Annotated in this window: 21 protein-coding genes; 8 read left to right on the top strand and 13 right to left on the bottom strand. The window is 67.8% G+C overall.

Annotation, left to right across the window (positions count from 1 at the left end):
* The first annotated feature begins 154 nt into the window (after positions 1-154).
* The gene (locus tag ABIC50_RS06320; RefSeq protein ID WP_354162412.1) at positions 155-994 is read left to right on the top strand and encodes an extensin; all 840 of its coding nucleotides are present in this window, start codon (positions 155-157) and stop codon (positions 992-994) included.
* A gap of 114 nt (positions 995-1,108) precedes the next feature.
* Here the strand turns inward: ABIC50_RS06320 and ahpF are convergent, their stop codons facing one another.
* Together ahpF and ahpC are read right to left on the bottom strand one after the other, a co-directional pair.
* Positions 1,109-2,707, bottom strand: a complete 1,599-nt coding sequence (gene ahpF / locus ABIC50_RS06315; protein WP_354162408.1) for an alkyl hydroperoxide reductase subunit F — start codon at positions 2,705-2,707, stop codon at positions 1,109-1,111.
* 124 nt (positions 2,708-2,831) lie between these two features.
* On the bottom strand, positions 2,832-3,395 hold the full coding sequence (gene ahpC / locus ABIC50_RS06310; RefSeq protein WP_011658525.1) for an alkyl hydroperoxide reductase subunit C: 564 nt from the start codon (positions 3,393-3,395) through the stop codon (positions 2,832-2,834).
* Positions 3,396-3,715: 320 nt separating this feature from the next.
* Here ahpC and ABIC50_RS06305 point away from each other — a divergent pair, with 320 nt between their 5' ends.
* From ABIC50_RS06305 to cuyB, 3 genes are read left to right on the top strand one after another with little or no spacing between them, the layout of a single operon-like run.
* The gene (locus ABIC50_RS06305) at positions 3,716-4,723 is read left to right on the top strand and encodes an ABC transporter substrate-binding protein (protein WP_354162405.1); all 1,008 of its coding nucleotides are present in this window, start codon (positions 3,716-3,718) and stop codon (positions 4,721-4,723) included.
* Between the two features lies 1 nt (position 4,724).
* Positions 4,725-6,029, top strand: coding sequence for a dicarboxylate/amino acid:cation symporter (locus tag ABIC50_RS06300; protein WP_354162403.1), 1,305 nt, complete (start codon positions 4,725-4,727; stop codon positions 6,027-6,029).
* Positions 6,030-6,039: 10 nt separating this feature from the next.
* Positions 6,040-6,741: a cysteate racemase gene (cuyB, locus tag ABIC50_RS06295; RefSeq protein ID WP_354162401.1), complete on the top strand. Its 702-nt coding sequence runs from the start codon at positions 6,040-6,042 to the stop codon at positions 6,739-6,741.
* An 88-nt stretch (positions 6,742-6,829) separates the two neighbouring features.
* Here the strand turns inward: cuyB and ABIC50_RS06290 are convergent, their stop codons facing one another.
* Positions 6,830-7,723 carry a LysR substrate-binding domain-containing protein gene (locus ABIC50_RS06290; RefSeq protein ID WP_011658529.1) on the bottom strand — a complete coding sequence of 298 codons (894 nt, stop codon included), beginning with the start codon at positions 7,721-7,723 and terminating at the stop codon, positions 6,830-6,832.
* Between the two features lie 177 nt (positions 7,724-7,900).
* Here ABIC50_RS06290 and ABIC50_RS06285 point away from each other — a divergent pair, with 177 nt between their 5' ends.
* The 3 genes from ABIC50_RS06285 to ABIC50_RS06275 are packed head-to-tail and all read left to right on the top strand — an operon-like array spanning position 7,901 to position 10,872.
* Complete coding sequence (locus ABIC50_RS06285; RefSeq protein ID WP_354162398.1) at positions 7,901-9,067, top strand: branched-chain amino acid ABC transporter substrate-binding protein; 1,167 nt, start codon at positions 7,901-7,903, stop codon at positions 9,065-9,067.
* Positions 9,068-9,083: 16 nt separating this feature from the next.
* Positions 9,084-9,623 (top strand): L-2-amino-thiazoline-4-carboxylic acid hydrolase, encoded by a 540-nt coding sequence (locus tag ABIC50_RS06280; protein ID WP_105830142.1) that lies wholly within the window; start codon positions 9,084-9,086, stop codon positions 9,621-9,623.
* The gene (locus ABIC50_RS06275) at positions 9,616-10,872 is read left to right on the top strand and encodes a Zn-dependent hydrolase (protein ID WP_354162395.1); all 1,257 of its coding nucleotides are present in this window, start codon (positions 9,616-9,618) and stop codon (positions 10,870-10,872) included. Before ABIC50_RS06280 ends, ABIC50_RS06275 begins: the two co-directional genes overlap by 8 nt.
* A gap of 10 nt (positions 10,873-10,882) precedes the next feature.
* On the opposite strand, the gene ABIC50_RS06270 is transcribed toward ABIC50_RS06275, so the two are convergent.
* The 9 genes from ABIC50_RS06270 to ABIC50_RS06230 form a co-directional block, all read right to left on the bottom strand.
* Positions 10,883-11,719: a c-type cytochrome gene (locus tag ABIC50_RS06270; RefSeq protein WP_354162392.1), complete on the bottom strand. Its 837-nt coding sequence runs from the start codon at positions 11,717-11,719 to the stop codon at positions 10,883-10,885.
* A gap of 345 nt (positions 11,720-12,064) precedes the next feature.
* The gene (locus ABIC50_RS06265) at positions 12,065-13,366 is read right to left on the bottom strand and encodes a hypothetical protein (protein ID WP_354162389.1); all 1,302 of its coding nucleotides are present in this window, start codon (positions 13,364-13,366) and stop codon (positions 12,065-12,067) included.
* A complete protein-coding gene (gene glmS, locus ABIC50_RS06260; protein WP_354162387.1) occupies positions 13,363-15,186 on the bottom strand; it encodes a glutamine--fructose-6-phosphate transaminase (isomerizing) in 1,824 nt (607 codons plus the stop codon). The genes ABIC50_RS06265 and glmS overlap by 4 nt, the downstream gene beginning before the upstream one ends.
* Positions 15,187-15,307: 121 nt before the next feature.
* Complete coding sequence (locus ABIC50_RS06255; protein WP_011658536.1) at positions 15,308-15,796, bottom strand: hypothetical protein; 489 nt, start codon at positions 15,794-15,796, stop codon at positions 15,308-15,310.
* The gene (gene pgaC / locus ABIC50_RS06250) at positions 15,774-17,045 is read right to left on the bottom strand and encodes a poly-beta-1,6-N-acetyl-D-glucosamine synthase (RefSeq protein ID WP_175659438.1); all 1,272 of its coding nucleotides are present in this window, start codon (positions 17,043-17,045) and stop codon (positions 15,774-15,776) included. Before pgaC ends, ABIC50_RS06255 begins: the two co-directional genes overlap by 23 nt.
* Positions 17,042-19,135, bottom strand: a complete 2,094-nt coding sequence (gene pgaB, locus ABIC50_RS06245; RefSeq protein WP_354162384.1) for a poly-beta-1,6-N-acetyl-D-glucosamine N-deacetylase PgaB — start codon at positions 19,133-19,135, stop codon at positions 17,042-17,044. The genes pgaC and pgaB overlap by 4 nt, the downstream gene beginning before the upstream one ends.
* 15 nt (positions 19,136-19,150) lie before the next feature.
* A complete protein-coding gene (pgaA, locus tag ABIC50_RS06240; protein ID WP_354162381.1) occupies positions 19,151-22,276 on the bottom strand; it encodes a poly-beta-1,6 N-acetyl-D-glucosamine export porin PgaA in 3,126 nt (1,041 codons plus the stop codon).
* Between the two features lie 105 nt (positions 22,277-22,381).
* Positions 22,382-23,113 carry a hypothetical protein gene (locus ABIC50_RS06235; RefSeq protein ID WP_354162378.1) on the bottom strand — a complete coding sequence of 244 codons (732 nt, stop codon included), beginning with the start codon at positions 23,111-23,113 and terminating at the stop codon, positions 22,382-22,384.
* Positions 23,114-23,199: 86 nt separating this feature from the next.
* Complete coding sequence (locus tag ABIC50_RS06230; protein WP_354162375.1) at positions 23,200-23,631, bottom strand: hypothetical protein; 432 nt, start codon at positions 23,629-23,631, stop codon at positions 23,200-23,202.
* Positions 23,632-24,035: 404 nt separating this feature from the next.
* Between ABIC50_RS06230 and ABIC50_RS06225 the strand changes: the two genes are divergently transcribed.
* Positions 24,036-24,299, top strand: coding sequence for a hypothetical protein (locus ABIC50_RS06225; protein WP_354162373.1), 264 nt, complete (start codon positions 24,036-24,038; stop codon positions 24,297-24,299).
* Between the two features lie 16 nt (positions 24,300-24,315).
* Here ABIC50_RS06225 and ABIC50_RS06220 read toward each other — a convergent pair whose 3' ends face one another.
* Complete coding sequence (locus tag ABIC50_RS06220) at positions 24,316-25,308, bottom strand: LysR substrate-binding domain-containing protein (protein WP_354162370.1); 993 nt, start codon at positions 25,306-25,308, stop codon at positions 24,316-24,318.
* Between the last annotated feature and the right edge of the window lie 309 nt (positions 25,309-25,617).

Genomic DNA, 25,617 nt, shown 5'->3' with positions numbered 1-25,617 from the left:
GGCGGCGCGGCATCGGTCCGGCCCAGCCGGCGCTACCCGCGGCGCTGCGCCCGCGCTGCGCCCGCATCAATGCAACCAAATGTATTCATGCGGGATCTGCCGCGAACCCACGCGTATGATGGCTCGTTCACGTCGATAAGATCGGTGAGCAAGCATGAGAAGGACCCGAAAGACTTTGATGATCGTCGGCGGACTGCTGGTGGCTGCGGCAGGCAGTGGCTACGTGATGCTGCTGCGCGACGACCACCGCGCGATCGCGGAGGCCGGCATCGGCGATGCCGCAGCGCCTGCCGCCGCCGTTCCCGCCGCGAACGAGGACCATACCGCACAAGGGACGATCGCGCCGCCGGCGGCGGTGGCGGTGCCGTCCCCGCACGTCGACGACGCCGTGCCGCAACGAGCGGCGGTGCCGCCGCCAGCCGCGGCTCCCGCGCGCACGAACGCGGCGGCGCCATCCACCGCCGTCGTGCCGGTGATCGCCGGGCAGGCACCCCCCGCGAAACCGGCCGCGCCGCCGCCGACCGTTCACGTCGTGACGGTCGAGCCGGAGGATTCGACCCCAGCGAAAGCCAAGCCTACGCCCGCGACGCCGCAGGCCCCGGGACAAGCCGCACAACCGCAACCAGCGGCACGAACGGCGCAACCCGTGCAGTCGACACCGCCAGTCCAGGCGGCACAGGCGAGCCGCCCGAGTCAGCAAGCCCAGCCGGCCCAACGCGCGGAGCGCAAGCGCGACGGGCTTGAACGGCACGCGACCACACCGTCCGGCACGAAATCCGAAACGCCGGAAACCGCTGCGCTCGTGCATGAATCGGCAAAGCTCGATCCGTCGTTGCCGCCGCCGCAATACGTGGCGACGCCGAGCGTCGATCGCGCGCGTCCGTCGGCCGGCGGGAATGCGGTTGCCGCCGCGATGACCGAGCAGCTGGTCAGGCAGTCGAGCAGCTTCAAGGCGCCCGCATCGGCGAGTGCCGCGCCCGCCGCGGCCCAGTGAGAACGGTGCCGGTGCGCTCGCACCGCGCCGCACGACGCCGGATGAAAAAAGACCCCGCACGCCGACCAGGGCATGCGGGGCCAAGAGAGACGAATCCGGGCGGTGCGTCGCGCGTTACGCGGCGATCGCTTCTTCGGCCTGCGGCGCGTCGGCCGTGGCCGGCGTCACGTCCTGCCGGATCAGGTGATCGAACGCGCCGAGCGACGCCTTCGCGCCTTCGCCGACCGCGATCACGATCTGCTTGAACGGCACCGTCGTCACGTCGCCGGCCGCGAACACGCCGGGTACCGACGTCGCGCCGCGTGCATCGACGACGATCTCGCCGTGCTTCGACAGTTCGATCGTGCCCTTCAGCCATTCGGTGTTCGGCACGAGGCCGATCTGCACGAACACGCCTTCGAGATCGACGCGCTTCGCTTCACCCGAACGCAAATCCTTGTAGACGAGCCCGTTCAGCTTGCTGCCGTCGCCGGTCAGCTCGGTCGTCTGCGCCTGCGTGACGATCGTCACGTTCGGCAGGCTGCGCAGCTTGCGCTGCAGCACCTCGTCCGCGCGCAGTTGCGCGCCGTATTCGAGCAGCGTGACTTCCTTCACGATGCCGGCCAGGTCGATCGCGGCCTCGACGCCCGAGTTGCCGCCGCCGACCACCGCGACGCGCTTGCCCTTGAACAGCGGGCCGTCGCAGTGCGGGCAGTACGCGACACCGCGGTTGCGGTATTCGCGCTCGCCCGGCACGTTGATTTCGCGCCAGCGCGCGCCGGTTGCCAGGATGATCGTCTTCGCCTTCAGCACCGCGCCGTTCGCGAGGCGGATCTGGTGCACGTCGCCCGGAATCAGCGCGTCGGCGCGCTGCACGTCCATGATGTCGACGTCGTACTGCTTCACGTGCTGCTCGAGCGCGGTGGCGAACTTCGGCCCTTCGGTTTCCTGCACCGACACGAAGTTCTCGATCGCCATCGTGTCGAGCACCTGGCCGCCGAAACGCTCGGCCACGACACCCGTCGCGATGCCCTTGCGCGCCGAGTAGATCGCGGCGGCCGCACCGGCCGGGCCGCCGCCGACGATCAGCGTGTCGAACACCGGCTTGTTGTCGAGCGACTTCGCGGCGCGTGCGCTGGCGCCCGTGTCGAGCTTCGCGAGGATTTCCTTCACGCTGCTGCGGCCCTGGCCGAACGATTCGCCGTTCAGGAACATCGTCGGCACGGCCATGATCTGGCGCGCTTCGACTTCGTTCTGGAACAGCGCGCCGTCGATCGCGACGTGGCGGATGCGCGGGTTGATCAGCGACATCACGTTCAGCGCCTGCACGACTTCCGGGCAGTTCTGGCACGACAGCGAGAAATACGTTTCGAACGCGTAGTCGCCGTCGAGCGCGCGAATCTGTTCGATCACGTCGTCGTCGAGCTTGATCGGATGGCCGCCCGTCTGCAGCAGCGCGAGCACGAGCGACGTGAATTCATGGCCCATCGGGATGCCGGCGAAGCGGATGCCTGCCGGCTTGCCGGGTTCGCCGATAGAGAACGACGGCTTGCGCTCGGCGTCGTCACGGCGTTCGGTCACGGTCACGCGCGACGTCAGCGAACCAATCTCGTTGAGCAGCGCAAGCAGTTCCTGCGACTTCGCGCTGTCGTCGAGCGACGCGACGAGTTCGATCGGGCGCGTGATCTTTTCGAGGTACGCTTTCAGTTGATTCTTGAGATTGGCGTCGAGCATGGCGTTTCGGATTCCGTATTGATAATTCTGGTCGGGCACGTCGTGCCGGAGGAGGGTGCGGGCCGCATGGGGCGGCCCGCGGCGCGTCGCTCGCGCGCCTCGGGCGAGGCGCGCGCAGTGAGCGTCAGATCTTGCCGATCAGGTCGAGCGACGGGGTCAGCGTTTCCGCACCCGGCGTCCACTTGGCCGGGCACACTTCACCCGGGTGCGCCGCGATGTATTGCGCGGCCTGCACCTTGCGTAGCAGTTCGCCTGCGTCGCGGCCGATGCCGTTGTCGTGGATTTCGCACAGCTTGATCTCGCCTTCCGGGTTGATCACGAACGTGCCGCGCAGCGCCATCCCTTCTTCCTCGATCAACACGTCGAAGTTGCGCGACAGCGTGAGCGTCGGGTCGCCGATCATCGGGTACTTGATCTTGCCGATCGTGTCCGACGTGTCGTGCCATGCCTTGTGCGTGAAGTGCGTATCGGTCGACACACCGTAGATTTCGACACCCAGCTTCTGGAATTCCGCGTAGCGGTCGGCGAGGTCGCCCAGCTCGGTCGGGCAGACGAACGTGAAGTCGGCCGGGTAGAACACGACGACGGACCACTTGCCCTTGAAGTTCTCTTCGGTCACGGGCACGAATTCGCCGTTGTGGTATGCGGTTGCCTTGAACGGCTTGATTTGGGTGTTGATGATCGGCATCTTGCGAGTTCCTTTGGGGTGGTGTTGATGAAGTGTTCCCAGTATCCGGGTTGACCCCGAGTTTGTGAAATTGCTTGTTTCAATCCACGGCATCGGGAATTCCTATCTGCTTCCGGCCCCCGTTGCGGCGGGCCGTCCGGACGGCCCGTGACATCCGGGCCGGGCCTTCCGGCGGATTTCGGCCGGGCGGCGCTTCTGACACATTGGGCGGGCGGGAGCGTGCGGCGCCGAACCACGGCCACGCGCTTCGCGCCAGGGCCCGGCACCCGTTCGGCACGAACGGCTGCGCGGTCGTTCGACACTCGCCGTCAATCACCGCCATGAACCTCTTTTCCGGACGCGCCGCGCGCGTGCTGCTTGCGTGGTGCCGCGACATTTTCCTCGAGCGCCGATGCGTGCTTCGGCACGTGCGCGGCGCGGCCTGCGCATTCATCGCCGTGTCGTGCGGTGCGCCGGCGCTGGCCCTCGATGCAACCGCGCCGGCGGCGACGGCGGCGAGGGCGGTGACGGCCGCGACGGCCACGCCCGCCCCCACGACCGCGCCCGCCACCACCGTCACCGCCACCGGCCTCGTGCCGATCCCCGACGGCCGGCTGCTCGCGCCCGAGTTCGCGCGCATCGTCACGCGCGGCACGCTCGTCGTCGCGGTGCTCGGCGTCGACCAGCCGCCGTTCTTCTGGTCGCGCAACGGCGCGTTGGCGGGTGTCGACATCGACCTCGCCGACCAGCTCGCGAAAAAGCTCGGCGTGGCCGTGCAGTTCGACCGCGACGCGCGCACCTTCGACGACGTCGTTCACCTGCTCGCGACCGGGCAGGCCGACGTCGCGATCAGCAAGCTGTCGCGCACGTTGCCGCGGGCGCAGGTGGTCAGCTTCAGCACGCCGTACATCAGCCTGCGGCGCGCGCTGCTGATCAACCGCGTCAGCTTCGCGGAACTCGCGAAAGGGCGGCCGCTGCCGGAAGTCGTGCGCGACTACCGCGGCACGATCGGCGTCGTCGCGCGCTCGGCCTACGCCGAATACGCGCGCAACGACTTCCCGGCCGCGCAGGTGCGCACCTATCCGAGCTGGCCGGCGACGCTCGACGCGCTGAACGCCGGCGCGGTGACGGCCGTGTATCGCGACGAGCTCGCGATCAAGCTCGTGATGCAGGACGACCCGAGCGCGCCGATCCGGCTGCGCGTCGCGACCTTCGACGACCTGACCGACGCGCTGGCCGTGGGCGTGCCGGTGTCCGCGCCGACGCTGCTCGCGTTCGTCAACCAGTTCCTGGCCGAGCGCAACAAGCGGCTCGACGTGAAATCCCTGCTCGATGCGATGGGCCACTGAAATGAACATGAACGAGACCCGCAGGATCAAGCCACGCATCGAGCGGCTGCATGCGTTCGCGATCCATCCGTTGACGGTGTTCGGCAGCCTCGCGCTCGGGATCGTGGCGGGCATGCTGTGGCCGGCCGCCGCGCCGCAGTTCGACTACGTGGGCGAGGTGTACGTCGGTCTGCTCAAGATGACGGCGCTGCCGTTCATGACGGCCGCCGTGATCTTCAGCCTGCAGCGGCTGCTGCGCGAGGGCAGTGCATCGGATCTCGTGATGCGCGTGATCGCGATCTTCGGCTGCGTGTCGGTGTTCGTGGTGGTGGTCGGCGCGGTCGTGCTGGTCGCAATGCGCCCGGGCGAGCACCTGTCGAACGCGACGCTGAAGGCGTTCGGCGCGCTGGTCGGCAGCGACGGCGCGGCGAGCGACACCGTGATGACGCTGTACGGCACCGATCCCGCGGAGAAGTCGTCGGGGCTCGCCGACATGCTGATCGCGCTGGTGCCCGGCAACTTCTTCGCGGCGCTCGCGAGCGGTGACACGCTGAAGGCGCTGGTGTTCTCGCTGTTCTTCGGCTTCGCGTCGGGGCGCGTGCCGGCGAGCATCTCGGCGGCGCTGAGCCAGACGCTGGAGACCGTGTATTTCACGTGCCAGAAGATCATGCACTGGCTCGCGTATCCGACGCCGATCGTGCTGTTCTGCGGCGGCGCCGCGCAGATCGGCACGTCCGGATTCGGGCCGCTCGAGGCGATGTTTCGCTTTGTGATGGCGTTTGTGGTCGTCTCCCTCGTGCTGATGGCGGCGGCGATCGCCGTGATCTGGAAGCGCTCGGGCGCGACGCTGGCCGAGACGCTGGCCGGCTTGCGCACGCCGTTCGCGATGGCGCTCGCCACGCGCAGCAGCGTGGCCTGCATGCCGAGCATGATCGAGTGCCTGGCCGACGGCTTCGGCTTCGCACGCGCGCGCGTCGAGCTGGTCGTGCCGCTCGCCGTGTCGTTGCTGCGCGTCGGGCCGATGGTCTATTACGCGAGCGCGACGCTGTTCGTCGCGCAACTCTACGAACGCGCGCTCGGCCCCGGCGAGCTGTGCGTCGTGCTGGTCGCGTCGGTGCTGGCCGGATTCGCGTCGACGGGCACGTCGGGGGTCGTGACGGTGTCGCTCGCCGGCATGGTCTGCGCGGCGCTGCACCTGCCGTTCGAGGCCGCGTTCGTGCTGTTCGCGGCGGTCGATCCGTTCTGCGAGATATTGCGCACGCTGTTGCTGGTGATCGGCAACTCGGCCGTCGTATCCGCGATCTGCGCGCGGCCGCCGCGCGCGTGAAGGAGACATCATGGCGCTTGTCGGTGTATTGGGCGGAATGGGGCCGCTGGCCACGGTCGACTTCATGCATCGCGTGATTCGCCTGACGCGCGCGCGCTGCGACCAGGAGCACCTGCCGATGATCGTCGCGAACCTGACGCAGACGCCCGATCGCTCGCGCGCGATTCTCGACGGCGGCGCCGATCCGCTGCCGGCGCTGCTCGACGGCGTCGCGCTGCTGAACCGCTGCGGTGTCGACGTGATCGCGATCCCGTGCAATTCGGCGCATCACTGGTATGCGCCGCTGCGCGAGTGCAGCGCGGCGCCGGTGCTGCATATCGTCGATGCGTCGGTGGCCGCGGTGCCGGCCGGCGTGCGGCGCGTCGCGGTGCTCGCCACGGGCGGCACGCTGGTGTCGGGCTTCTACCAGGCGGCGCTGCGTGCGCGCGGCTTCGAGCCGGTGATGCCGGCCGTGGCCGCGCAGCGCGATATCGCCGCATGCATCGCGGCCGTCAAGGCGGGGAAGATCGATGCGTCGGTGCGGTACCTGTCGCGCGCGCTCGCGACGCTGGCGCGGCGGGACGTGGGCGTCGCGGTGATGGGCTGCACGGAAATTCCGATCGCCGCGCGTGCGTTGCGCGATGCGCCGTTCGCGTTGATCGACAGCACGCAGGAGCTGGCGCGGGCGACGGTCGCGTATGCGGCCGAGCGCGGCTGGGGGCGGGCAGTGTGACGCGCGGCTCTCCGGCATGCGTGACGGACGCCGCCCGCGCCGGCCACGCGTGCGGCCCCGCTCGGCCGGCAGGCGGCAGGCCGGCCGCTCAGGCGGCGATCTTCCTCAGCCAGTCGGCAAGCCGTCTCGCGCCGTCCGGCATGTCCGCATCTTCGCGCGTGCACAGGTAGTAGTCGCGCCCGTCGTCGAGCGCGTGATCGAACAGCTGCACGAGTTCGCCGCTCGCCAGTTCGCGCTCGACCAGCGGCGCGCGCAGCAGCGCCGCGCCGAGATCCGCGCGCGCCGCGCTCAGCGTCAGTTGCCCGTCCTCGAACATCGGCCCCACCGCATGCGACACGTGCCGCACGCCGGCGCCCTGCAGCCAGTTGACCCAGGTGCTGCGATCCTCGTCGTGCACGAGCGGCGCCCGCGCGAGATCGGCCGGCGTGCGGAACGGCCCGTGACGCTTCAGGAACGACGGGCTGCACATCGGCACCATCGCGCCCGGCAGCAGCCGCTCGCAGCGGTAGCCGGGCCAGTCGCCGGTGCCGAAGCGGATCGACAGGTCCGACGCGTCGCTTCGATAGTTGCGGTGATGGGCGTACAGCACGGTCACGTCGACGTCGGTGTTGTCGGCGAGGAATGCATGCAGCCGCGGAATGAACCAGCCGATGCCGAGCAGCGGAATCAGGCTGATCGTGATCTGCCGCAGCGACGAGCGGTCGCGCACGAAGCGCGTCGCGCTGCGCAGCACCGAGAACGCGGCGCTGATCGAGCGGTAATAGTCGCGCCCTTCATCAGTGAGCGCGAGCAGCCTGCCTTCGCGCACGGTCAGCGGCGTCTGGATGAACGCTTCGAGCAGTTGCAACTGGTGGCTGACCGCGGACGGCGTGATGTCGAGCTCGTGCGCGGCCGCGGTGACCGAGCCGAGACGCGCGAATGCCTCGAACGCGCGGACGGCGCGCAACGGCGGATCATGCGGCAATTGTTCGATATTTTTCATGTGTCGAATTTTATCGAAAAATCAGGGTAAGCGACAATCTTAAAATGCGCTGTATTTACAGGTGTTTACGCTATTGTGTCGGGAATGGCATAAGCATCCAACAATTGAGTATTTGGGGTGTTGGTGTCGAATCTTTAATATTTTTCATGTTTTGATCCGAATCACTGGTCCCCGCACATGAAACTCGCCTTTCTTCCCGCCCGTCTCGCCTTCTCCGCGGCCGCGCTGATCGCGGCCGTTCCCGCCTTCGCGCAATCCGCGCCGCAGACGATCCTGATCGGCCTCGCCGCGCCGCTCACCGGCCCATCCGCGCGCATCGGCAAGGACCTGCAGAACGGCGCGCAACTCGCGATCGACGACGCGAACGCGAAGCATCCGAGCATCGGCGGCAAGCCGGTCGTCTACAAGCTCGTCGCGGCCGATGACCAATCCGACCCGCGCACGGCCGTCGCGGTCGCGCAGCAGCTGGTCGACCAGCACGTGATCGGCGTCGTCGGTCACTGGAACACGGGCTGCAGCGTGCCGGCGTCGCGGGTCTATCGCGATGCGGGCATTGCGCAGATCGCGCCGGCCTCCACCGGCCACCAATACACGCAGCAGGGCTACGCAACCGCGTTCCGCATCATGGGTCACGACGATGCGGGCGGCAACTTCACCGGCGCGTATGCGGTGAAGTCCCTGAAGGCGAAGCGCATCGCGGTGATCGACGATCGCACGTCGTTCGGCGCGGGGCTGGCCGACCAGTTCATCAAGGGCGTGCAGGCGAACGGCGGCACGATCGTCGATCGCCAGTACGTGAACGACAAGACGACCGACTTCAGCGGCGTGCTGACCGCGATCAAGGGCAAGCGCGCGGATCTCGTGTTCTTCGGCGGCCTCGACGCGCAGGCCGCGCCGATCGCGCGCCGCATGCGGCAGCTCGGCGTGAACGCGCCGCTGCTCGGCGCCGGCGGTTTCGTGAGCCAGACCTTCCTGTCGCTCGCGGGCAAGGACGGCGAAGGCGTGACGGCGCTCGAGCCGGGCCTGCCGCTCGACCGGATGCCGGGCGGCAACGCGTTCGACGCGCAATATCGCGCACGCTGGCACGCGCCGATCGAGCTGCATGCGCCGTTCGCATACGACGCGGCCGCCACGTTGATCGCGGCCACCCAGAAGGCCGGCACGACGCAGCCCGCGAAGGTGGTCGCGGCCGTGCGCGCGATCGACCGGCCCGGCGTGACCGGCCGGGTCGCGTTCGATCAGCAAGGCAACCTGAAGGACCCGGCGTTCACGATCTACCAGGTACGCGGCGGCAAGTGGACCGTCGTCGACGTGCTCGGCGGCGCGCGCCCCGCAACGAAATAACGACGGAGACGTTCCCATGACCGACAAGACCCACGCAGCCGCGGCGGCACCCGAGGACACGCGCCTCGGCATCCTCGCGCGGCGCCGCATCGAAGCGGAAATCATCAAGCCGATCTACGAGATCATGAAGCGCGAATTCGGCACCGAGCGCGCGCAGGCCGTGATCGCGGAAGCCGTGCGCGGCGCGGCCGTCGACGCGGGCCGCACGTTCGCCGCGCAGGAGCCCGACGGCACGAGCGTGCAGTCGTTCATCGCGCTGCAGGTGCTGTGGGAGAAGGACGACGCGCTCGACGTCGAGGTGCGCCGCGCGGACGACGCGCACTACGACTACGACGTGCATCGCTGCAGCTATGCGGAGATGTATCACGCGATGGGGCTCGGCGAGATCGGCCACCTGCTGAGCTGCGCGCGCGACAGCTACTTCATCGAGGGTTACGACCCGCGCATCGCGCTCACGCGCACGAGCACGATCATGCAGGGCGGCAAGCGCTGCGATTTTCGCTATGCGCTGCAGGCCGCGCCGCGCGACGACGCAGCGGAGGCCGGCAATGCATGACGACCTCGCACGCGCACCGCGGGTCGACGGCGCGCGGCTGTGGGCATCGCTCGAACGGATGGCGCAGATCGGCGCGACGCCGAAGGGCGGCGTTTGCCGTCTCGCGCTGACCGATCTCGACCGCGAGTCGCGCGACCTGTTCGTGCAGTGGGCGCGCGACGCCGGCTGCACGGTGCGGGTGGACCGGATGGGCAACGTGTTCGCGCGCCGCGCGGGCCGCAATCCCGACGCCGCGCCGGTGATGACGGGCTCGCACGCCGATTCGCAGCCGACCGGCGGCCGCTACGACGGCATCTACGGCGTGCTCGGCGGCCTCGAGGTCGTGCGCGCGCTGAACGATGCGGGCATCGAGACCGAGCGCCCGATCGACGTCGTGATCTGGACCAACGAGGAAGGCTCGCGCTTCGCGCCGGCGATGATCTCGGCCGGCGTGTTCTCGGGCGTCTATCCGCTCGAATACGGGCTGTCGCGCACCGACGGCGCCGGCAAGACGATCGGCGAGGAACTCGCGCGGATCGGCTATGCGGGCACCGAGCCCGTCGGCGGTTATCCGGTGCATGCCGCGTACGAACTGCATATCGAACAGGGCGCGATTCTCGAGCGCGCGGGCAAGACGATCGGCGTCGTGACGGCCGGTCAGGGGCAGCGCTGGTACGAGGTGACGCTGACGGGCGTCGACGCGCACGCGGGCACGACGCCGATGGAATTCCGGCGCGACACGCTGGTGGGCGCCGCGCGGATGATCGCATTCGTCGATGCGCTCGGCCGGCGCCATGCGCCGCACGCGCGCGCGACGGTCGGGATGATCGAAGCGCGGCCGAATTCGCGCAACACGGTGCCGGGCAATTGCTTCTTCACGGTCGAGTTTCGCCACCCCGACGATGCGGTGCTCGACGAACTCGATGCGGCGCTGCGTGCGGAACTGGCGCGCGTGGCGGCCGATGCCGGGCTCGGTGCGCAGATCGAGCAGATCTTCACGTATGCGCCGGTGCCGTTCGCGCCGCGCTGCATCGACGCGGTGCGCGACGCGGCGCAGGCGCTCGGGCTGTCGCACATGGACATCGTGTCCGGCGCGGGCCACGACGCGTGCTACGTCGCGCGCGTCGCGCCGACCGGCATGATCTTCGTGCCGTGCGTCGACGGGCTCAGCCACAACGAGGCCGAGGCGATCACGCCGGAATGGTCGACGGCGGGGGCGGACGTGCTGCTGCGCGCGGTGCTGCAGAGCGCGCAGGAAGCGGGCGCTTGAGCGGCGCGGCTTACTTGCCGGCCTTGCGCCGCGCCATGTACGCGAGGTAGGCGACGATCTGGTCGAGTTCCCGGTCGCTCAGTTGCTCGGGCGGGAACGCCGGCATCGCGCGGCCCGGCCAGTCGCGCACCGATGCCGGGTTGCGGATGTAGCGGCGCAGCGCGGCGGGCTGGAAGTAGTCGACCGGATTCATCGGCGCGTTCAGGTCGGGGCCGGCGTGGCTGCTGCCCGCGCCGTCGAGCCGGTGGCATGCGAGGCATTGCGTGACGAACAGCCGCTGGCCCGCGCGGGCCGGATCGTTTGCCGGCAGCGCCGAATCGACGGCGAGCGACGGCCAGCGCGCGAGCGGCGACGATTCGACCGTGATGCGCACGATCTGATACGGCCACTGCTCGCCGCGCACCGACGACGCGTCCGGCCCTAGCCACACCAGATAGAACGGCCCCGCGCTCACCTGCTTGCCCGGCAGCTTTGGCCACGGGTGCGCGGGATCCTCGATCGCGAGCCACGCGACGGCGCCGGCCGGCGCACGGCGGCGCGCGAGATCCAGCGGTAATTGCGCGGCGAAACCGTCGGCCGCGCGCGTTTCGAGCACGCCGTCGGCGGCTGGCGGCGTGTCGCCGAGCAGCGCGGCGAACGGCACCGCGCGGAACGTCATCGGCCGGCCGTACGCAATGTCGCGCGGCACGTGGATGTCCGTCGCGTCGGCGCGCGCGAGCAGCGCCTCGCGCGTCAGGACGCGCGGCGTGCCGTCTGTGTCGAGTTCGAGCGCGCCCTGCGCGGACGCGCGCGTGGCGATCAGGCACACCATCAGCAGCAACAGCGAAAACCACCGGCGCTTCAGCATTCGTACTCCGTGGAAGGGGCGTTGCGGCGGCGGAAGGGGCGAGCGCCGCGGCCGATGGAAGGAATCGGGCGACAGTCTATCCGGTACGGGCGGCGCTGGCGACTGCGGCGCGGGAGCCGAGGGGCGGGAATCGGACCTGTCGACGGCAGCGTGTCCGGCTACCCGATCGCCGGATGCATGCGCAGGGATCGCGCGGCGCGATTCGGGCGGCGGTGCATCGGGCCGACGTGCCGCAGCACGCGCATCATTACGCGACCAACGGCGTGCCGACGACGCACAAGGAAGCGGCCGACTCAAAAGGCATCGGTGATTCGCGTCGATCCGGACGATCGACGCACATCGTCATCAATGTGTCGGACACTGCGCGTCGGCCTTCGGCAACGGCGTGTCCCGCGCCGTGTCGAAATCGGCTTCGCGCGCGCCGGACGGTGTCAGCGACACGAAATGCATCGCCCCGCCGCGTGCCGGGAACCCCGCGATGCCGGTCGAGCCCCACGGAATCGGCGAACGCTGTACGCCGCTCACCGACATGCCCGTTGCCGAAAGCGCCAGCGTCAGCAGCCGCCCGTCGCGGGTCGGCACGTACGCATGCGTGCCGTCGACGCCGATTCCGGACTCCCGCACCGACGCCGGCAGGCAGTCGAGCGTGGCGACGCGACGGCCGTCCGGGTCGATCAGCATCGCGACGCCGCGATTGTCGGCGGTGGTCGTGACGACGACGAAGCGGTCGACCGCCGGCACGTAGGCCGATGAATACACGTAGTACTGAATCGCGTCGTTCAGCGCCCCGAGCTTGTCGAGCTTCGCCGTGACGGGGTCGAACAGCGCGTATTCGAGCGTCGCGTCCGTGCTGCCTTCGATGTATTTCTGCCAGAGTAATAGCGCGCGGCGCGCCGAGCCCGCGACCATGGGCCACCACTCGCGACGGCGCGGCGCGACCGACACATGGTTCAGCACGCGTCCTTCGGCATCGTAGGTTTTCACGTAGACGCCGTTGCCGGTGCCGAGATCGTCGACGCCGCCGCCGTCGATCCAGTCGGCGGAATAGAACACGACGAAGCGTTCGCCCACCGCGGCGACGTGCCCCGAGTGGCCGCCCGATTCGACGTCATTCGGGTAGGGCTTGACCGGCTTCAGGTCGCGCCGGTAGATGCCGTATCGCTGGCTGACCGTGTCCGGCGTGTCCCAGCCGTCCTCGAACGTGACGAAGATGTCGCCGCGCGGGTTCTGCGCGATCGACACCGGCTCCTGCGCCTCCGGGCGGCTGATGAACGTATGGACGCGCAGCAGGCCCGGCTTGCCCGGCAGCCATTCGCCGACGTATACGTCATGCGGCCAGTTGCCGTTGCGCAGCGCGCCGCGCGGCGCGATGCCCGAGCTGCTGAAGAACACCCAGCGTCGGCCGTCGCCGGCGTCGGCCACGCCGATCCCGTGCATGAAGCGCCGCGCATCGCCGCGTTCCTGCGGCGACGGGGGTTCCTGCACGGTGACCGTATGCACGACCGGCGCGCCCGCGCACGTGTACGACGGCGCCGCGACGGCAACGCACGCGCCGCACAGAACGGCAGCGACGCGCCACGCGGCGGCACGCCGGGCCGCGCGTGCGCGCAGGGCGAACGCGTGCGCCAGGTCGTGCCGCTCCGTCATTCGACGGTGACCGATTTCGCGAGGTTGCGCGGCTTGTCGACGTCGGCGCCGCGCGCGCAGCCGACGTGATACGCGAGCAGCTGCAACGGAATCACGTTGACGATCGGCGACAGCGCATCGCCCGATTCGCGCACGCGGATCAGGTGCGTATCACGATCGGCCTCGATCTCGAGCTGATGACCCGCGAGCACGTACAGCCGTCCGCCGCGGGCGCGCACTTCCGCCATGTTGGACTTCAGCTTCTGGAACAGGCGGTCGTCCGGCGCGATCGTGACGACCGGCATCGCGCTCGTGACGAGCGCGAGCGGGCCGTGCTTCAGTTCGCCGGCCGGATAGCCTTCCGCATGGATGTACGACACTTCCTTGAGCTTCAGCGCGCCTTCCAATGCGATCGGATAGTGAATCCCGCGCCCGAGGAACAGCGCGTTCTCCGTGCGTGCGAACTTCGCGGCCCAGCCCATGATCTGCGTTTCCAGCGCGAGTGCGTGGGCGATGCGCTCCGGCAGTTCGTGCATCTTCTTCAGGTGCATCGCGACCTGCGCGGCGTCGAGCCGGCCGCGCTGCTGCGCGAGCGTCAGCGTCAGCAGGAACAGCGCGACGAGCTGCGTCGTGAACGCCTTGGTCGACGCGACGCCGAGTTCGATGCCGGCACGCGTCAGGAAGCAGAGCGGCGCGCTGCGCGCGATCGAGCTGGTCGCCACGTTGCAGATCGCCATCGACATGTCCTGGCCCATCTCGCGCGCGCGCTCGAGCGCGCCGATCGTGTCGGCGGTCTCGCCGGACTGCGAGATGCCGACGACCAGCGTGTGCGGATCGGGCACGGTATCGCGATAGCGGTATTCGCTCGCGATCTCGACCTGGGCCGGGATGCCCGCGATGCTCTCGAGCCAGTATTTCGCCGTCAGGCCCGCGTAGTAGCTGGTGCCGCAGCCGAGCAGCAGCACGCTGCGGGTCTTCGACAACAACGCACGCGCGCTTGCTTCGCCGCCGAACAGCGCTGGCGAGATCGTATCGATGCCGTCGATCGTGCTGGCGATCGCCTTCGGCTGCTCGAAGATCTCCTTCTGCATGAAGTGCTGATAGGGCCCAAGCGCGGCGTCGTCGTCGCGCGCCTTGACCTCGCACAGCGGACGCCTGGCTTCGCATCCGACCGAATCGACGACGTCGATGCGCTCCGGCGTGATCAGCGCGACGTCGCCGTCTTCGAGGTAGACGAAGCGATCGGTCAGGTCGCCGAGCGCCGCGCAGTCGGACGCCAGATAGTTCTGGTCCGCGCCGATGCCGATCACGAGCGGCGAGCCGGCGCGCGCGGCGACGAGCCGCTGCGGTTCGCGCGCGCTCAGCACGGCGATCGCATACGCGCCGTGCAGCCGCTTGACCGCGCGGATCACGGCATCGAACAGGTTGTCGCGATAGACGCTGTGGATCAGATGCGCGATCACCTCGGTGTCGGTTTCGCCGCGAAACGTATAGCCGCGCTGCCGCAGTTCGGCGCGCAGCGCGTCATGGTTTTCGATGATCCCGTTGTGCACGACCGCGATCGTGTCGCCCGACATGATCGGGTGCGCATTGACTTCCGACGGCGCGCCGTGCGTCGCCCAGCGCGTGTGCGCGATGCAGGTCTGCGCTTCGAGACCGAGCGTCAGCACGCGGTGCTGCAGGTCGGCCACGCGCCGCAGCGTGCGTTCGCTGCGCAGGTGGCCGTCGCGCAGCACGGCGATGCCGCACGAATCGTAGCCGCGATATTCGAGCCGGCTCAGCGCATTGACCAGTTGCGGCACCTGATTCTTCAGGCCGCTTGCTCCGACGATTCCGCACATGATTCACCTCGTCTCCAGGGAAGTTGCCGGCTGGCGCGCGCGACGCGCGGCAGCACGCTATCAGGAGCGGTGTCGCGCCCCGCGGCATGCGTCGCGCGCGGCGCGGCACGTCTGCCCGGACCTATTCGCGCGGTTGGGCCCCGGCATGCGCGACCCATTCGATGCCCGAGATCGACCCGTTCGCGTCGTGCGACGCGACGAGAATGCGCGTCGTGCGTCGTGCGCCGCGCCGGCGGGCGCCCGCGAACGCGGTCGGCGCGACCGAGCGCACCTTCACGCTGGCCGAGCGCCGCAGCATCTTCGACACGCGCCACCGGTACGCGAGCGGATGCACGACGCGCCCCGCGATCAGCCACATGACGATCGTGCCGGCGATCAGCGCGATGCTCGTCACGTAGAACACGATCTGTTCGATCGGCATCTCGGCCTCGTTGAACGGCAACAGGTAGCGGTAGGTATAGATGCAGATCGATGCCCAGACCCCACCCACCAGCGCGGGCCGCATCAGGCGGAACCACGCGACCAGCACGGGTCCCACGATGCCGCCACGCTCGGCGATCAGTTCGCGCGGGGCGCGCAGGGAAAGGTCAATAATCGGCGCGTTCTTCATGTTGAATGCCTCGGTCGGGACTGACCCAAACGGCGCGCTTGCCGCGGCCCCGCAATACGACGGCGGGCAGGGCGACGACGGTGGTGATCATGCTGATCAACCAGAACGCGACGGGGTACCAGATGGTGTCAAGGAAGTACATCAGGAGTTTCTCGTCGTAACGACGATCGATCATGCTGCCGATAATCAGCTGCAGGATGCAGGTCGCCACCAGCAGCATCCCGTGCCAGTGCGGCACCACGGACACATGCCAGCTCGGCGGAAGCGGATAGACGACGTTGATCAGCGCGAGCAGCAGGATGAACGACATCGAGTACGCCCACGCGATGCCGATCAGGTACTCGATGAACAGCGGCCACATCATCATCTGCGTCGGCCGCGCGAGCGTGCCCGCGTACTTCATCAGCACCTGGATGCCGCCCTTCGCCCAGCGCAGCCGCTGCCGGTAGAGCCCCCGGACCGTCTCGGGCATCAGGATCCAGCTCAGCGCATGCGGCTCGTACACGACGCGCCAGTCGCGGCATTGCAGCTTCCAGCTGATGTCGATGTCCTCGGTCAGCATGTCCGAGCTCCAGTAGCCGACATCGGCGAGCGCGGTCTTGCGGAACATCGTGATCACGCCCGACACCGTGAAGATGCGGCCATACACCTGCTGCGTGCGCTTGATCAGCCCGACGATCGACGAGAATTCGCCGACCTGCATGCGCCCGAGCAGCGACGTGCGCGTGCGGATGCGCGGGTTGCCGGTGACCGCGCCGACGCCCGGATCGGTCAGGAAATGCTCGAGCATCCAGCCGATCGCGTCGTGCGCGAGCAGCGCGTCGCCGTCGATGCAGAGCAGGTATTCGGCGTTCGATACCGCGGCCGCGGTCGTGAGCCCGACCGCCTTGCCCTCGTTGCGCGCGTGATGGATCACGAGCAGCCGCGGGATCTCGACGGCCAGCTCGTTGAGGATCTCGCCCGTGCGGTCCTGGCTGCCGTCGTTGACCGCGATGATGTCGTAGTTCGGGTAGTCCATCGCGTTCAGATGCCGGATCACGCTGCGCGCGTTCGCCGCTTCGTTGAAGCACGGCACGACGATCGAGATCTTCGGGATGCCGCTCGACGCGATCGTGCGCATCGACAGCTCGCGGCCCTCCTCGAGCAGGAAGTAGTGAACGACGCCGCCGATCATCCACAGATACGACATGAAGAACGGATAGTAGAAGACGAAGTCCTGCAGGCGCTGGATGATGCTGTGGGAGTTCATGGCGTCTTGGTTCCGGGCGTGTGCTGCATCTGCATCAGCGCGTTGATCGAGTTCTGGTCGAGGCGGGACTTCAACGACATCACGTCGCGCATCGCTTCGAGCTGCGGCTGGCCGTTCAGGAAGTTGTCGGGGTAGTAGCCGAAATTCACCGCGCCCTTGCTGCGCAGCCGCCGCATCTGCGCGAGCAGCGTGCCGGCCGGCACGGCCTTGCGCGCGCGCCAGTCGTACGACTGCAGTTCGAACACGGTGCGCTCCAGCCCGCGCGGCTTCGCATGGACGGCCTGCACGAGCTGGTCCAGCCAGCCTTCTGGGTCCTTCGCCTGTTCCATGTACGGCATCGCCATCAGCGCGACGTAGTCGTAGGTCGCGAGGAAATCGTCGTAGTTCTGCGCGTACCACGCTTCCGATTCGGGCTTGAGCACCGGCATCGCGAAGATGTTGCGCGCGGTCAGCACGTCGCCCGCATTCTGGTGGGCCAGCACGATCTGCGAGAGCTGGCGGGTCAGGTCGATCAGGTAGCGCGACTTCTGGCGCGTCCAGCGCTTCATCAGGTCGGGGTTCTCGCGGATCTTGCCGATGTCGGCCGGCAGCCCCCACTGCGAATAGATGCGCAGCGCATGCTTGCCCGCATCCTCGTAGTCGTCGAGCACGGCATCGTCGCTGAACAGGATGCCGCTGAACGACGCGTGCTTGGTGAGATCCTCGTAGATCTGCTGGATCATCAGCCGCGCTTCCGGATCGAACGGGCTCAGCCGGAACACGCGCGTGCCGTTCTCGCGGGCCGGCGCGCCGCCGTAGGCGGTCACGGCCTCGATCCCGCGCTGCTTGTCGGCCGGCGGCCGGAATGCGAGCACCGGCATCCATGCGTACACCTGCACGTTGGCGCGCGTGTTGAGCTGCCACGCGGCGCGCGAGAACAGGTCGGCGCGCATCGGCAGGTGCCGGTTCGGGAAATACACCGCTTCGGCCACACCGGTGCCTTTCGGATCCGCATACGCCTGCAGGTACACCGATTTCGGCTGCATCCGGTAGATGCGTTCGATCAGCTTGCCGAGATTCGCTTCCTGCCGCGCGGGATCCGGATCGTAGACCTGGTCGAGATCGACCTGCACGATGCGCTCGGGCACGTCGACATCACCGCGGTTGGATGCCGGTTCGCGCATCGAGCGCTCGAACCCGCCGATGTCGACGTCGTACATCATCAGGATCCGTCTCAAGCGGTCCAGCGGCACGTCCGGCGTGTTCGGGCCGGCGTCGAGGCTGAACTGGATGTCCATGCCGAGCGACGTCGATATCTTGCGCACGGGCTGGTTTTCCGCGCCGTATGGCCACACCATCGAGCGTGCGACGATGCCGGTGTGTTCGCGGATCTGCCGCACGCACGTCTGGAGGTCGTTGTGCACGCGCGCTTCGAATTCGGCGTCGGTTTCATAGCGCTTCTCGTTCTGCAGGTAGAGGTGCGAGGTGGTCGCCGGCAACTCGTTGCCTTGCGGATTCGCGATCGCGCCGTGATGGAGGTTGTGGGTGTGGCAGCCGAGCTCGACGAGGTGCGACTGGCCGAGCTTCTTCACCTCGTCCCACGACAGGAAGTAGTCGCGCGGCACCTGCACCTTGTCGCTGATGCGGATCGGCGTATTCGGCGGTGTATCGATCCACGCGGTGACGATGCCCATCACGGCCGGATACTTGAAGCGCTCGAGCAGCGGCAGCACCTTCGTGTAGTGGCTGCGAAAGCCGTCGTCGAACGTGAGCAGCACCGAGCGCGGCGGCAGCGGCTTGCCGCCGTGTCGCGACTCCTCGATCTGCTTGACCGTGATGGTGTGGTAGTTGTTGGTCTGCAGCCACGAGAAAATCGCGGTCAGCGTGCCGGTATCGATCGCGAACGGGTCGACCATCGCCGACGGGGAGTTGAACGACGCCATCAGATTGTCACGCACGTCATGCAGGCAGATCACGCGAAACGTCTTGCCGTCGGCCGGATCGGACGGCGGCAGCAGGTCGATCATCTTGGCATTGGTCACGCCCGGGAACAGCGAACAGGCGGTAAAGGCGCCCATGCATCCGCACATGAAGGTCCGTCGGGATTGCATCGTACGATCTCCTTGCTAGAACGGCAGGTTGAGCGACAGGAAGCCGGTTTCGGAGCGCTCGCGCTCGCCGTCGTACGCGTGGCTGCTGACCTCGATCCCGTAGCTCAGCGTGATGTCGTGCTTGAACGTCCACGCGTGCTCGAGCCGCGCGCTCCACAGCGCGCTGGTGCCGAATCCGCGCTCGTTGTAAGCGCCGCCCGACACCGAGATGCGCTGCTGCAGCCCCATGTCGCCCTTCTTCCACAACGTCAGCTGGTGCATCACGGTCGCCGCGGCTGCGTAGTCGCGGCCCGGGCTGAAGTACGGTGCGTCCCGGCGCGTGTTGCTGCCGGTGCCGAGATCCAGCGATACGTTTACGAGCTGGTTGGCGGCCGTGTACACGCGCTGCGTGGCGGTCGCCGTGATTTCCTGATGCAGGTTCGAATCGCTGTAGCGGCTCACGCCGTAGCTCAGCTTGACTTCGCGCCGGTCGTTCTGGCGATACACGACCGACACGTTCGCGGAGCGGCCCCAGATGTGCGCGGCATACGCCTTCCACGGCAGCGAGTTGTCGTTGCTGTCGAGCCCGCCGGAGACAGTCCAGTAGTCGTTCAGCGCGTACGCGATCGACCCGCGGCCGCCGGTTCGGCCGTCCCCGCCGAACGAGCGCGTGACTTCGCCGAGGACTGTGAGCGGCCCGTGCCGGTAGTCGCCGCCGATGCCCGTGCGGGTGCGGCTGAGGCTGCCGTTGTCGGTTTGCGCGTGGCCGAAGAACGTGTGCGAGAACACCCGCCAGTTGTCGCCGAACGGTTGCGAATAGATGTAGCTGTCGGACGTGAAGCTGTTGTCGGCCAGCGCGCTGTTGCCGTGCTCGAAGCTCAGGTCGGTCGTGAAGATGGGGCTGCGGTAGGCCTTGTAGTCGCGCTTGAAGCTGCGCACGGCGCCGCTGTCGGGGAACGTGTTGTCGAGGGTCTGGTCGACGCTCTTCGCGGTCGCGTAGTCGTCCGCCGTGAGCGACGCGCGGCCGAGGCCCGCGAGCATCTCGACGCTGTCCGGATGGTCGGCCAGCGACGCGCGATACATCGAGATCGCCTGGCGCGGATGCGCCTGGCCCGACACCGCGTCGGCGTGCGCGGCGCGCACCTCGCCGTTGAACGGCACCTCGTTCTCGAGTTGCTCGAGCGCGGCGATCCCTTCGTCGGCGTGACCCGTGAAGATCAGGTATTGCGCGCGCAGCCGGTAGTAGCGCAGATAGTCGCTTTCCCCCGGGCCGTAGTTGCGCACCTCCGTGGCCGGCGGCAACGACTTGCCCATGTCGTCGAGCACCTGCTTCGCGTCCGCCGCGCGGGCCCGGTCGACGTACGACCAGAACAGCCCTTCGCGCAGCTCGATCGCGCGCGTGCGTGCACCGTACTGGAAGCCGCGGGTTGCTCGGTCCGTCGGCGACGCGGTCGCCTGATTCAGCGCACGCTGGTAGACGACATTCGCCTTGCCCGGTTCGCTCAGGTACAGGTACGCGTCGCCGACGGCCGCCAGCGCGTCGATCGAGATCTCCGCGTCGGGCGGGATGGTCTCGAACGTCTTGACGGCCTTCGTCATGTCGCCGCGTGCCGCGAGGGCGATCGTGCGGTCGCCCGCGAGCGCCGTCCTGACGGGCGTGTACTCGGGGGTGGCCGGCATCCGCTGGTCGAGGTCGTCGGCTGCGCGCAGCGCGTTGTCGAGCCCGTCGAAGCGGTCCGAACTCGTCATCGCGCGCGACTTGTCGCGTCCGCCGCGCACCTGCTGGCGGATCGACAGTTCTTCCAGTTGCGCGATGTCGACGGCGGAGAACGCATCGGGCCGCATTTTCGCTTCGTCGATCGCCTTGACCGCGCCGCCGCTCGTCGCGAGGCCGAACACGTCCTTGCGCACGGTCTCGACGTCGGCGGTACGGAGATCCGGCGCCTCGGCGTTCGGCGTTTCGACGTCAGGGCCTTGCGAGCGTTGCATGGATTCGCCGGGTAGCTGGGCGCCGGGCGTCTGTGAACTCGGCCCCTGGGACGACGGCGGTTGCGCGCCCGGCATCTGCGTCACGGGGGCGGGTGAGTTCGGCATCGGCGTGCCGGATGCCTGAGCGGTTTGCGTCGGTGAATTCGGCGGCGTGGTGGTGGTGGTTTGCGTGGGCTGCGGCGGGGGGGCCGAGGGTTGCGCGCTCGGAGCCGGCGCGGTGGATGCCGAGGGTTCGGATGGCGTCGCGGCGGTAGGCGCTGGTGTATCGGGCGGTTGGGTGCTGGTGGCCTGTGCAGGCGGCATCGGCGTGTCCTGCGTCTGTGCGATCGGTGCAGGTGTATTCGGCGGGGTGGTGTCGGATGCCTGCGTCAGTTGCACCGGCGCGTCCTTTGTTTGCGCGAGCGGTGCCGGCGTGTTCGCAGGTGCGGTGTCGGACGCCTGCGCGGGCGGCATCGGCGCGTCCGGCGTCTGTGCGATCGGTGCAGGTGTATTCAGCGGTGCGGTGTCGGACGCCTGCGCGGGCGGCATCGGCGCGTCCTGCATCTGGGCGATCGATGCAGGCGTATTCGGCGGTGAGGTGTCGGACGCCTGCGTCAGCTGCATCGGCGCGTCGTGCATCTGCGCGACCGGTGCAGGCGTATTCGGCGGTGCGGTGTCGGATGCTTGCGCCGGTTGCATAGGTGCGTCTAGCGTCTGCGCGACCGGTGCCGGCGTATTCGCAGGTGCGCTGTCGGACGCCTGCGCCAGTTGCCTCGGCCCGTCGGGCGTCGGCGCGACAGGTGTCGGCGGATCGGGGGGCTGCGCGCCCGGCGCCGGCTCGCCCGATTGCGGCGCTTCCGGCTCCACCACCACCGAGATCGGCATAGGCGATGCCTGAGCGATCTGCAGCGACGCATCGGACGCCAGCGCGATCGGCGTCGGCGCATGAGGAGGCAACGTGCCCGAACCCTGGGCGGCCTGCATCGGCGCCCCCGTCGGTTGCAGGTCGGGCGGCAGCGCATCCCGTGCGCCGTGGGTCCTGGCGATTTCGCGCGCGCTGCCCGGTTCCGCGTCGCCTTCGGCAGCGAAGCAGGGCCCGGACGCGACGAGCAGCAACAGCAATGGCGCATGCAGGAGGATCCGCCGGTTGGACGGAGCGACGGTGGTGCATTGTTCTTGACGATTGTTAGCCACGGTATGTCCTCACTTCTTGTCGATCACATCGGTTGCATGCCCGACGACGCGCGTCGCCCGCCCTCACGCTGCCGGGTGGCGAGACCTGGCAGCGTGAGGGCCGGCTCATAGGCGGTTACGGATCGCTTGTCCAAGCAGCGCGCGCGATTCGCTGTTCTTCGGGTCGATCGCGAGTGCCCGGCTCGCGTTTTGCTCCACGCAGTTCCATTGATCCATCTGTGCGCACGAGCGCGCCTTGGCCAGCGCGCGAGCGCCTTCCACCTCCGCGCGCGTCACGCTGGCCGCCTGCATGTGCGCCGAGTCCGCTGTATACGAATGCGGCTGAACGCTCGGCTCGGGGTCGGCGGATTTTTTCGTGCGCGCCAGCGCCTGCGAACGTGACGTCCGATGCGCTTCGGATGAGCGCGTGGTGCGCGCGCCGGCGGATGCGGCAGACGCGTCGGCCGCGAGCGTCGTGGATGACCCATGCGCACGGCGCGCGTGTTTCGCGTGGGATCGGGCCGACATCACGGGCGCGGCCGATGCCGGCGAACTAGCCGGCGCGGCCCGTGCGACGGTCGATGCTACGCCGGCGGGCACGGACGCGCCGGACGCGTTGTCCGTTACGGCCACGATGGCGTCGCGAGACTTCTGGACGGCGGTGCCGACCACGCCGGCGATGTCGCGCGTCACGGTCGTGTGGGCTGCGTTGCCCATCCCGACGTCGCGCTCGACATACGCGAACGCACCGAAGATCGCGGCAAACGCGACGATGCTGAGGGCCGCACTCTTGCCCGGGCCCCAGGAGGGTTTCGGCTGACGGACCGGCGCGTCGTCCGGTCGCTCTGCGCGAGTCATTCCATGCTCCTCGTTTCGGTGGATAGCGGTGGATCGCGGTGAATGGCGCGATCGTGCGGTGTCGGCACGCGGATTCGGCCGGGGGCTCACCATTTCAACTGCGTGGTGAGCGCGCCCGTTTCGACGATCGCGAACTGCGTCGCCCCCTGATAGGTGCCTTCGACCCGGTAACTGGCCTCGGGCACGCTGAACAGACAGCGCGGCCCCGTGGCCTTGAATTCCAGCAGCACGCGGCCGTGTCGCCGCAGTCGGACCTGCACGTTGGATAGCGGTTGTCCGGTGCTGCCCGCGACGAACGACACACCGAGGTTGTACGGACGGCCGTCGGGGGGAAGTGGCGCCGTACCGTCGATTCGTGCATCACCGCAGATGTACGAAATCACGTATCGCTCCGGGCCCGCGCCGGACGCGGGCTCGGTTTGGGGCTGGCCCTGGGCCGCGGCGTCGATGCAGAGCGCGAATACGACGACGAGGCCGAGCAACGGCCGGGCATGCTGTTTAAACGACGAGGAAGACATTGCCACCTCCAGCCGGAATCAAATGACAACGCATTTATTCCGAGTCGAAATTATATGCGGCTTTTACGACATGCTATTGATACACGATGGGTTTTCAACAAACAATAATGTGTAGCCCGCACGACACACCGTTTAAAATGTCTTATTTAAATAGGATTGGCATTTATTCGACGAATCTTTAAAATCATAATAAAGTCGATGTTGCCGGACATGAAATTTGCTCGGCGGTAGCGATGACCCGGACGGAAACCTACGACGTAAGAGGTACCGGAATTTGTGCCGAAAAATAACGACTGATAAAAGGAAGTATTGCCTCTGTAATCGAGGCATTTCCATGACATCGGTACAAATGGCGTGAAAATAGAAAAAGAGGGTGCGACGGTATTGGCATGAATCGTCGTTGCATGCAAATCGAAACTTTTATTGTGATCTGTAACAGGGTATTTCCACTGTTGAAACCGGAAAGTTATTGGGGATCAGGTATTTCTGATAGAAAGGAATACAGCCCGGACTCGCAAACGTTTGGCTATTTAACTCGCTTGATCAAGCGTGCGATATTCGCATCGACACTCCGTGCAGGAGCGGAAAATGCGGGCGGCCGACGCCGTTCGGATGACGGCGCGACGCGCGGTTATCCGCGCATCGTGCGCCGGCAAGTCAGGCGATGAAGGACGAGGAAGGGCGTTATCGGCTGCCGCCGACGCTGCGGCGAGCGATGCGCACGGCGGGTGCTGCCGGCTCGGCCGCGATCGAGCCGTCGGCCGCGGTGCGCGGCCGGTTCATGATGTAGGTCCAAAGCTGTTCGGCCGCGAGCCCGCGCTTGCGCGCGGACCGGTACAGGCGGATCTCGAGCTCGGTGATCCAGTCCGCCGAGCCCGCCCGCACGAGCGAGCCTTCCGCGAGTTCCTTCGCCACGCAGCTTTCGGGCAGCCAGCCGATCCCGTGCCCGGCCACGACCATCCCCTTGAGCGCTTCGGACATGTGCGTCTCGAAGCAGCGGTGCAGCGCATACGATTCTGACGCGTTCAGCAGCAGCATCTCGACCACGTTCCCGAGGAACGCCCCCGACGAATACGCGAGCAGCGGCAGCGGCGCGTCCGGCGCGCCCGGCAGTTCGAATAGCGGCCGGCCGTGCGCGTCGGGCGTCGACACCGGCAGGATCCGTTCGACGCCGAGCGTGACGAACGGGAAGTGGTTCGGATCGAGCACGATCGGCAGTTGCGGATGGTGATAGCCGAGCAGCAGGTCGCACTCACCTTCGACCAGTTGCTGCACGCCTTCGGGCACGTTCACCGCATTCACGCGCGCGGTCACATGGCCGACTTCGCCGTTCAACTGCTTGAGCCATTCGGGGAACAGCGTGAACACGAGCGTATGCGCGACCGCGAAGCGCACGACCTGGTCGCTTGCCGCGAACTGGTCGTAGCCGTTCACGAGGTTGCGGGCCGCATACATGCTGCGCAGGATGTCCGCGGCCAGCCCGCGGAACATCTGCCCGGCCGGCGTCAGCGTGATGGGGTTGATGCTGCGGTCGACCAGCTTCGCGTCCATCCACGTTTCGAGCGCGGCGATTCGTCTGCTGAAGGCCGACTGCGTGAGGTGCCGATGACGCGCGGCCCGGGAAAAGCTCTTGGTATCCGCAAGGCTCAGGAAATCTTCCAGCCACTTCGCTTCCATTTCGATCTTCGCTTGTTATGGTCGGGCGCCCACGGGGGCGGCGGCGCCGTTTCGCTGCACGAACCTTCTAGCCTACCGCGCCTCGCGCGCCGGCAGCCGATGTTTTTTTTCGATCGGTGTCAGTCGAAATATGCATGAGCATTGTCGGCGGCATTACGGCTGCATAAGTTTGAGGCGCCGGACCCGGCTAACCAGTTAGTTCACCGCGTCGAACGCTGGTGCGGCCGCAGACGGTACTTCCCCAGGGCCGGCCTGCGCAGGTTGCGTGGCCGGCCCGCTTTCCCGCGAGCGGTTGCGCCGCGCCATCCT

Origin of the sequence: Burkholderia sp. 567 (assembly GCF_040545115.1) — a bacterium.
Classification (GTDB): domain Bacteria; phylum Pseudomonadota; class Gammaproteobacteria; order Burkholderiales; family Burkholderiaceae; genus Burkholderia; species Burkholderia ambifaria.
The sequence above is the reverse complement of the archived record's forward strand: the minus strand, read 5'-3'. Positions and strand labels throughout refer to the sequence as shown.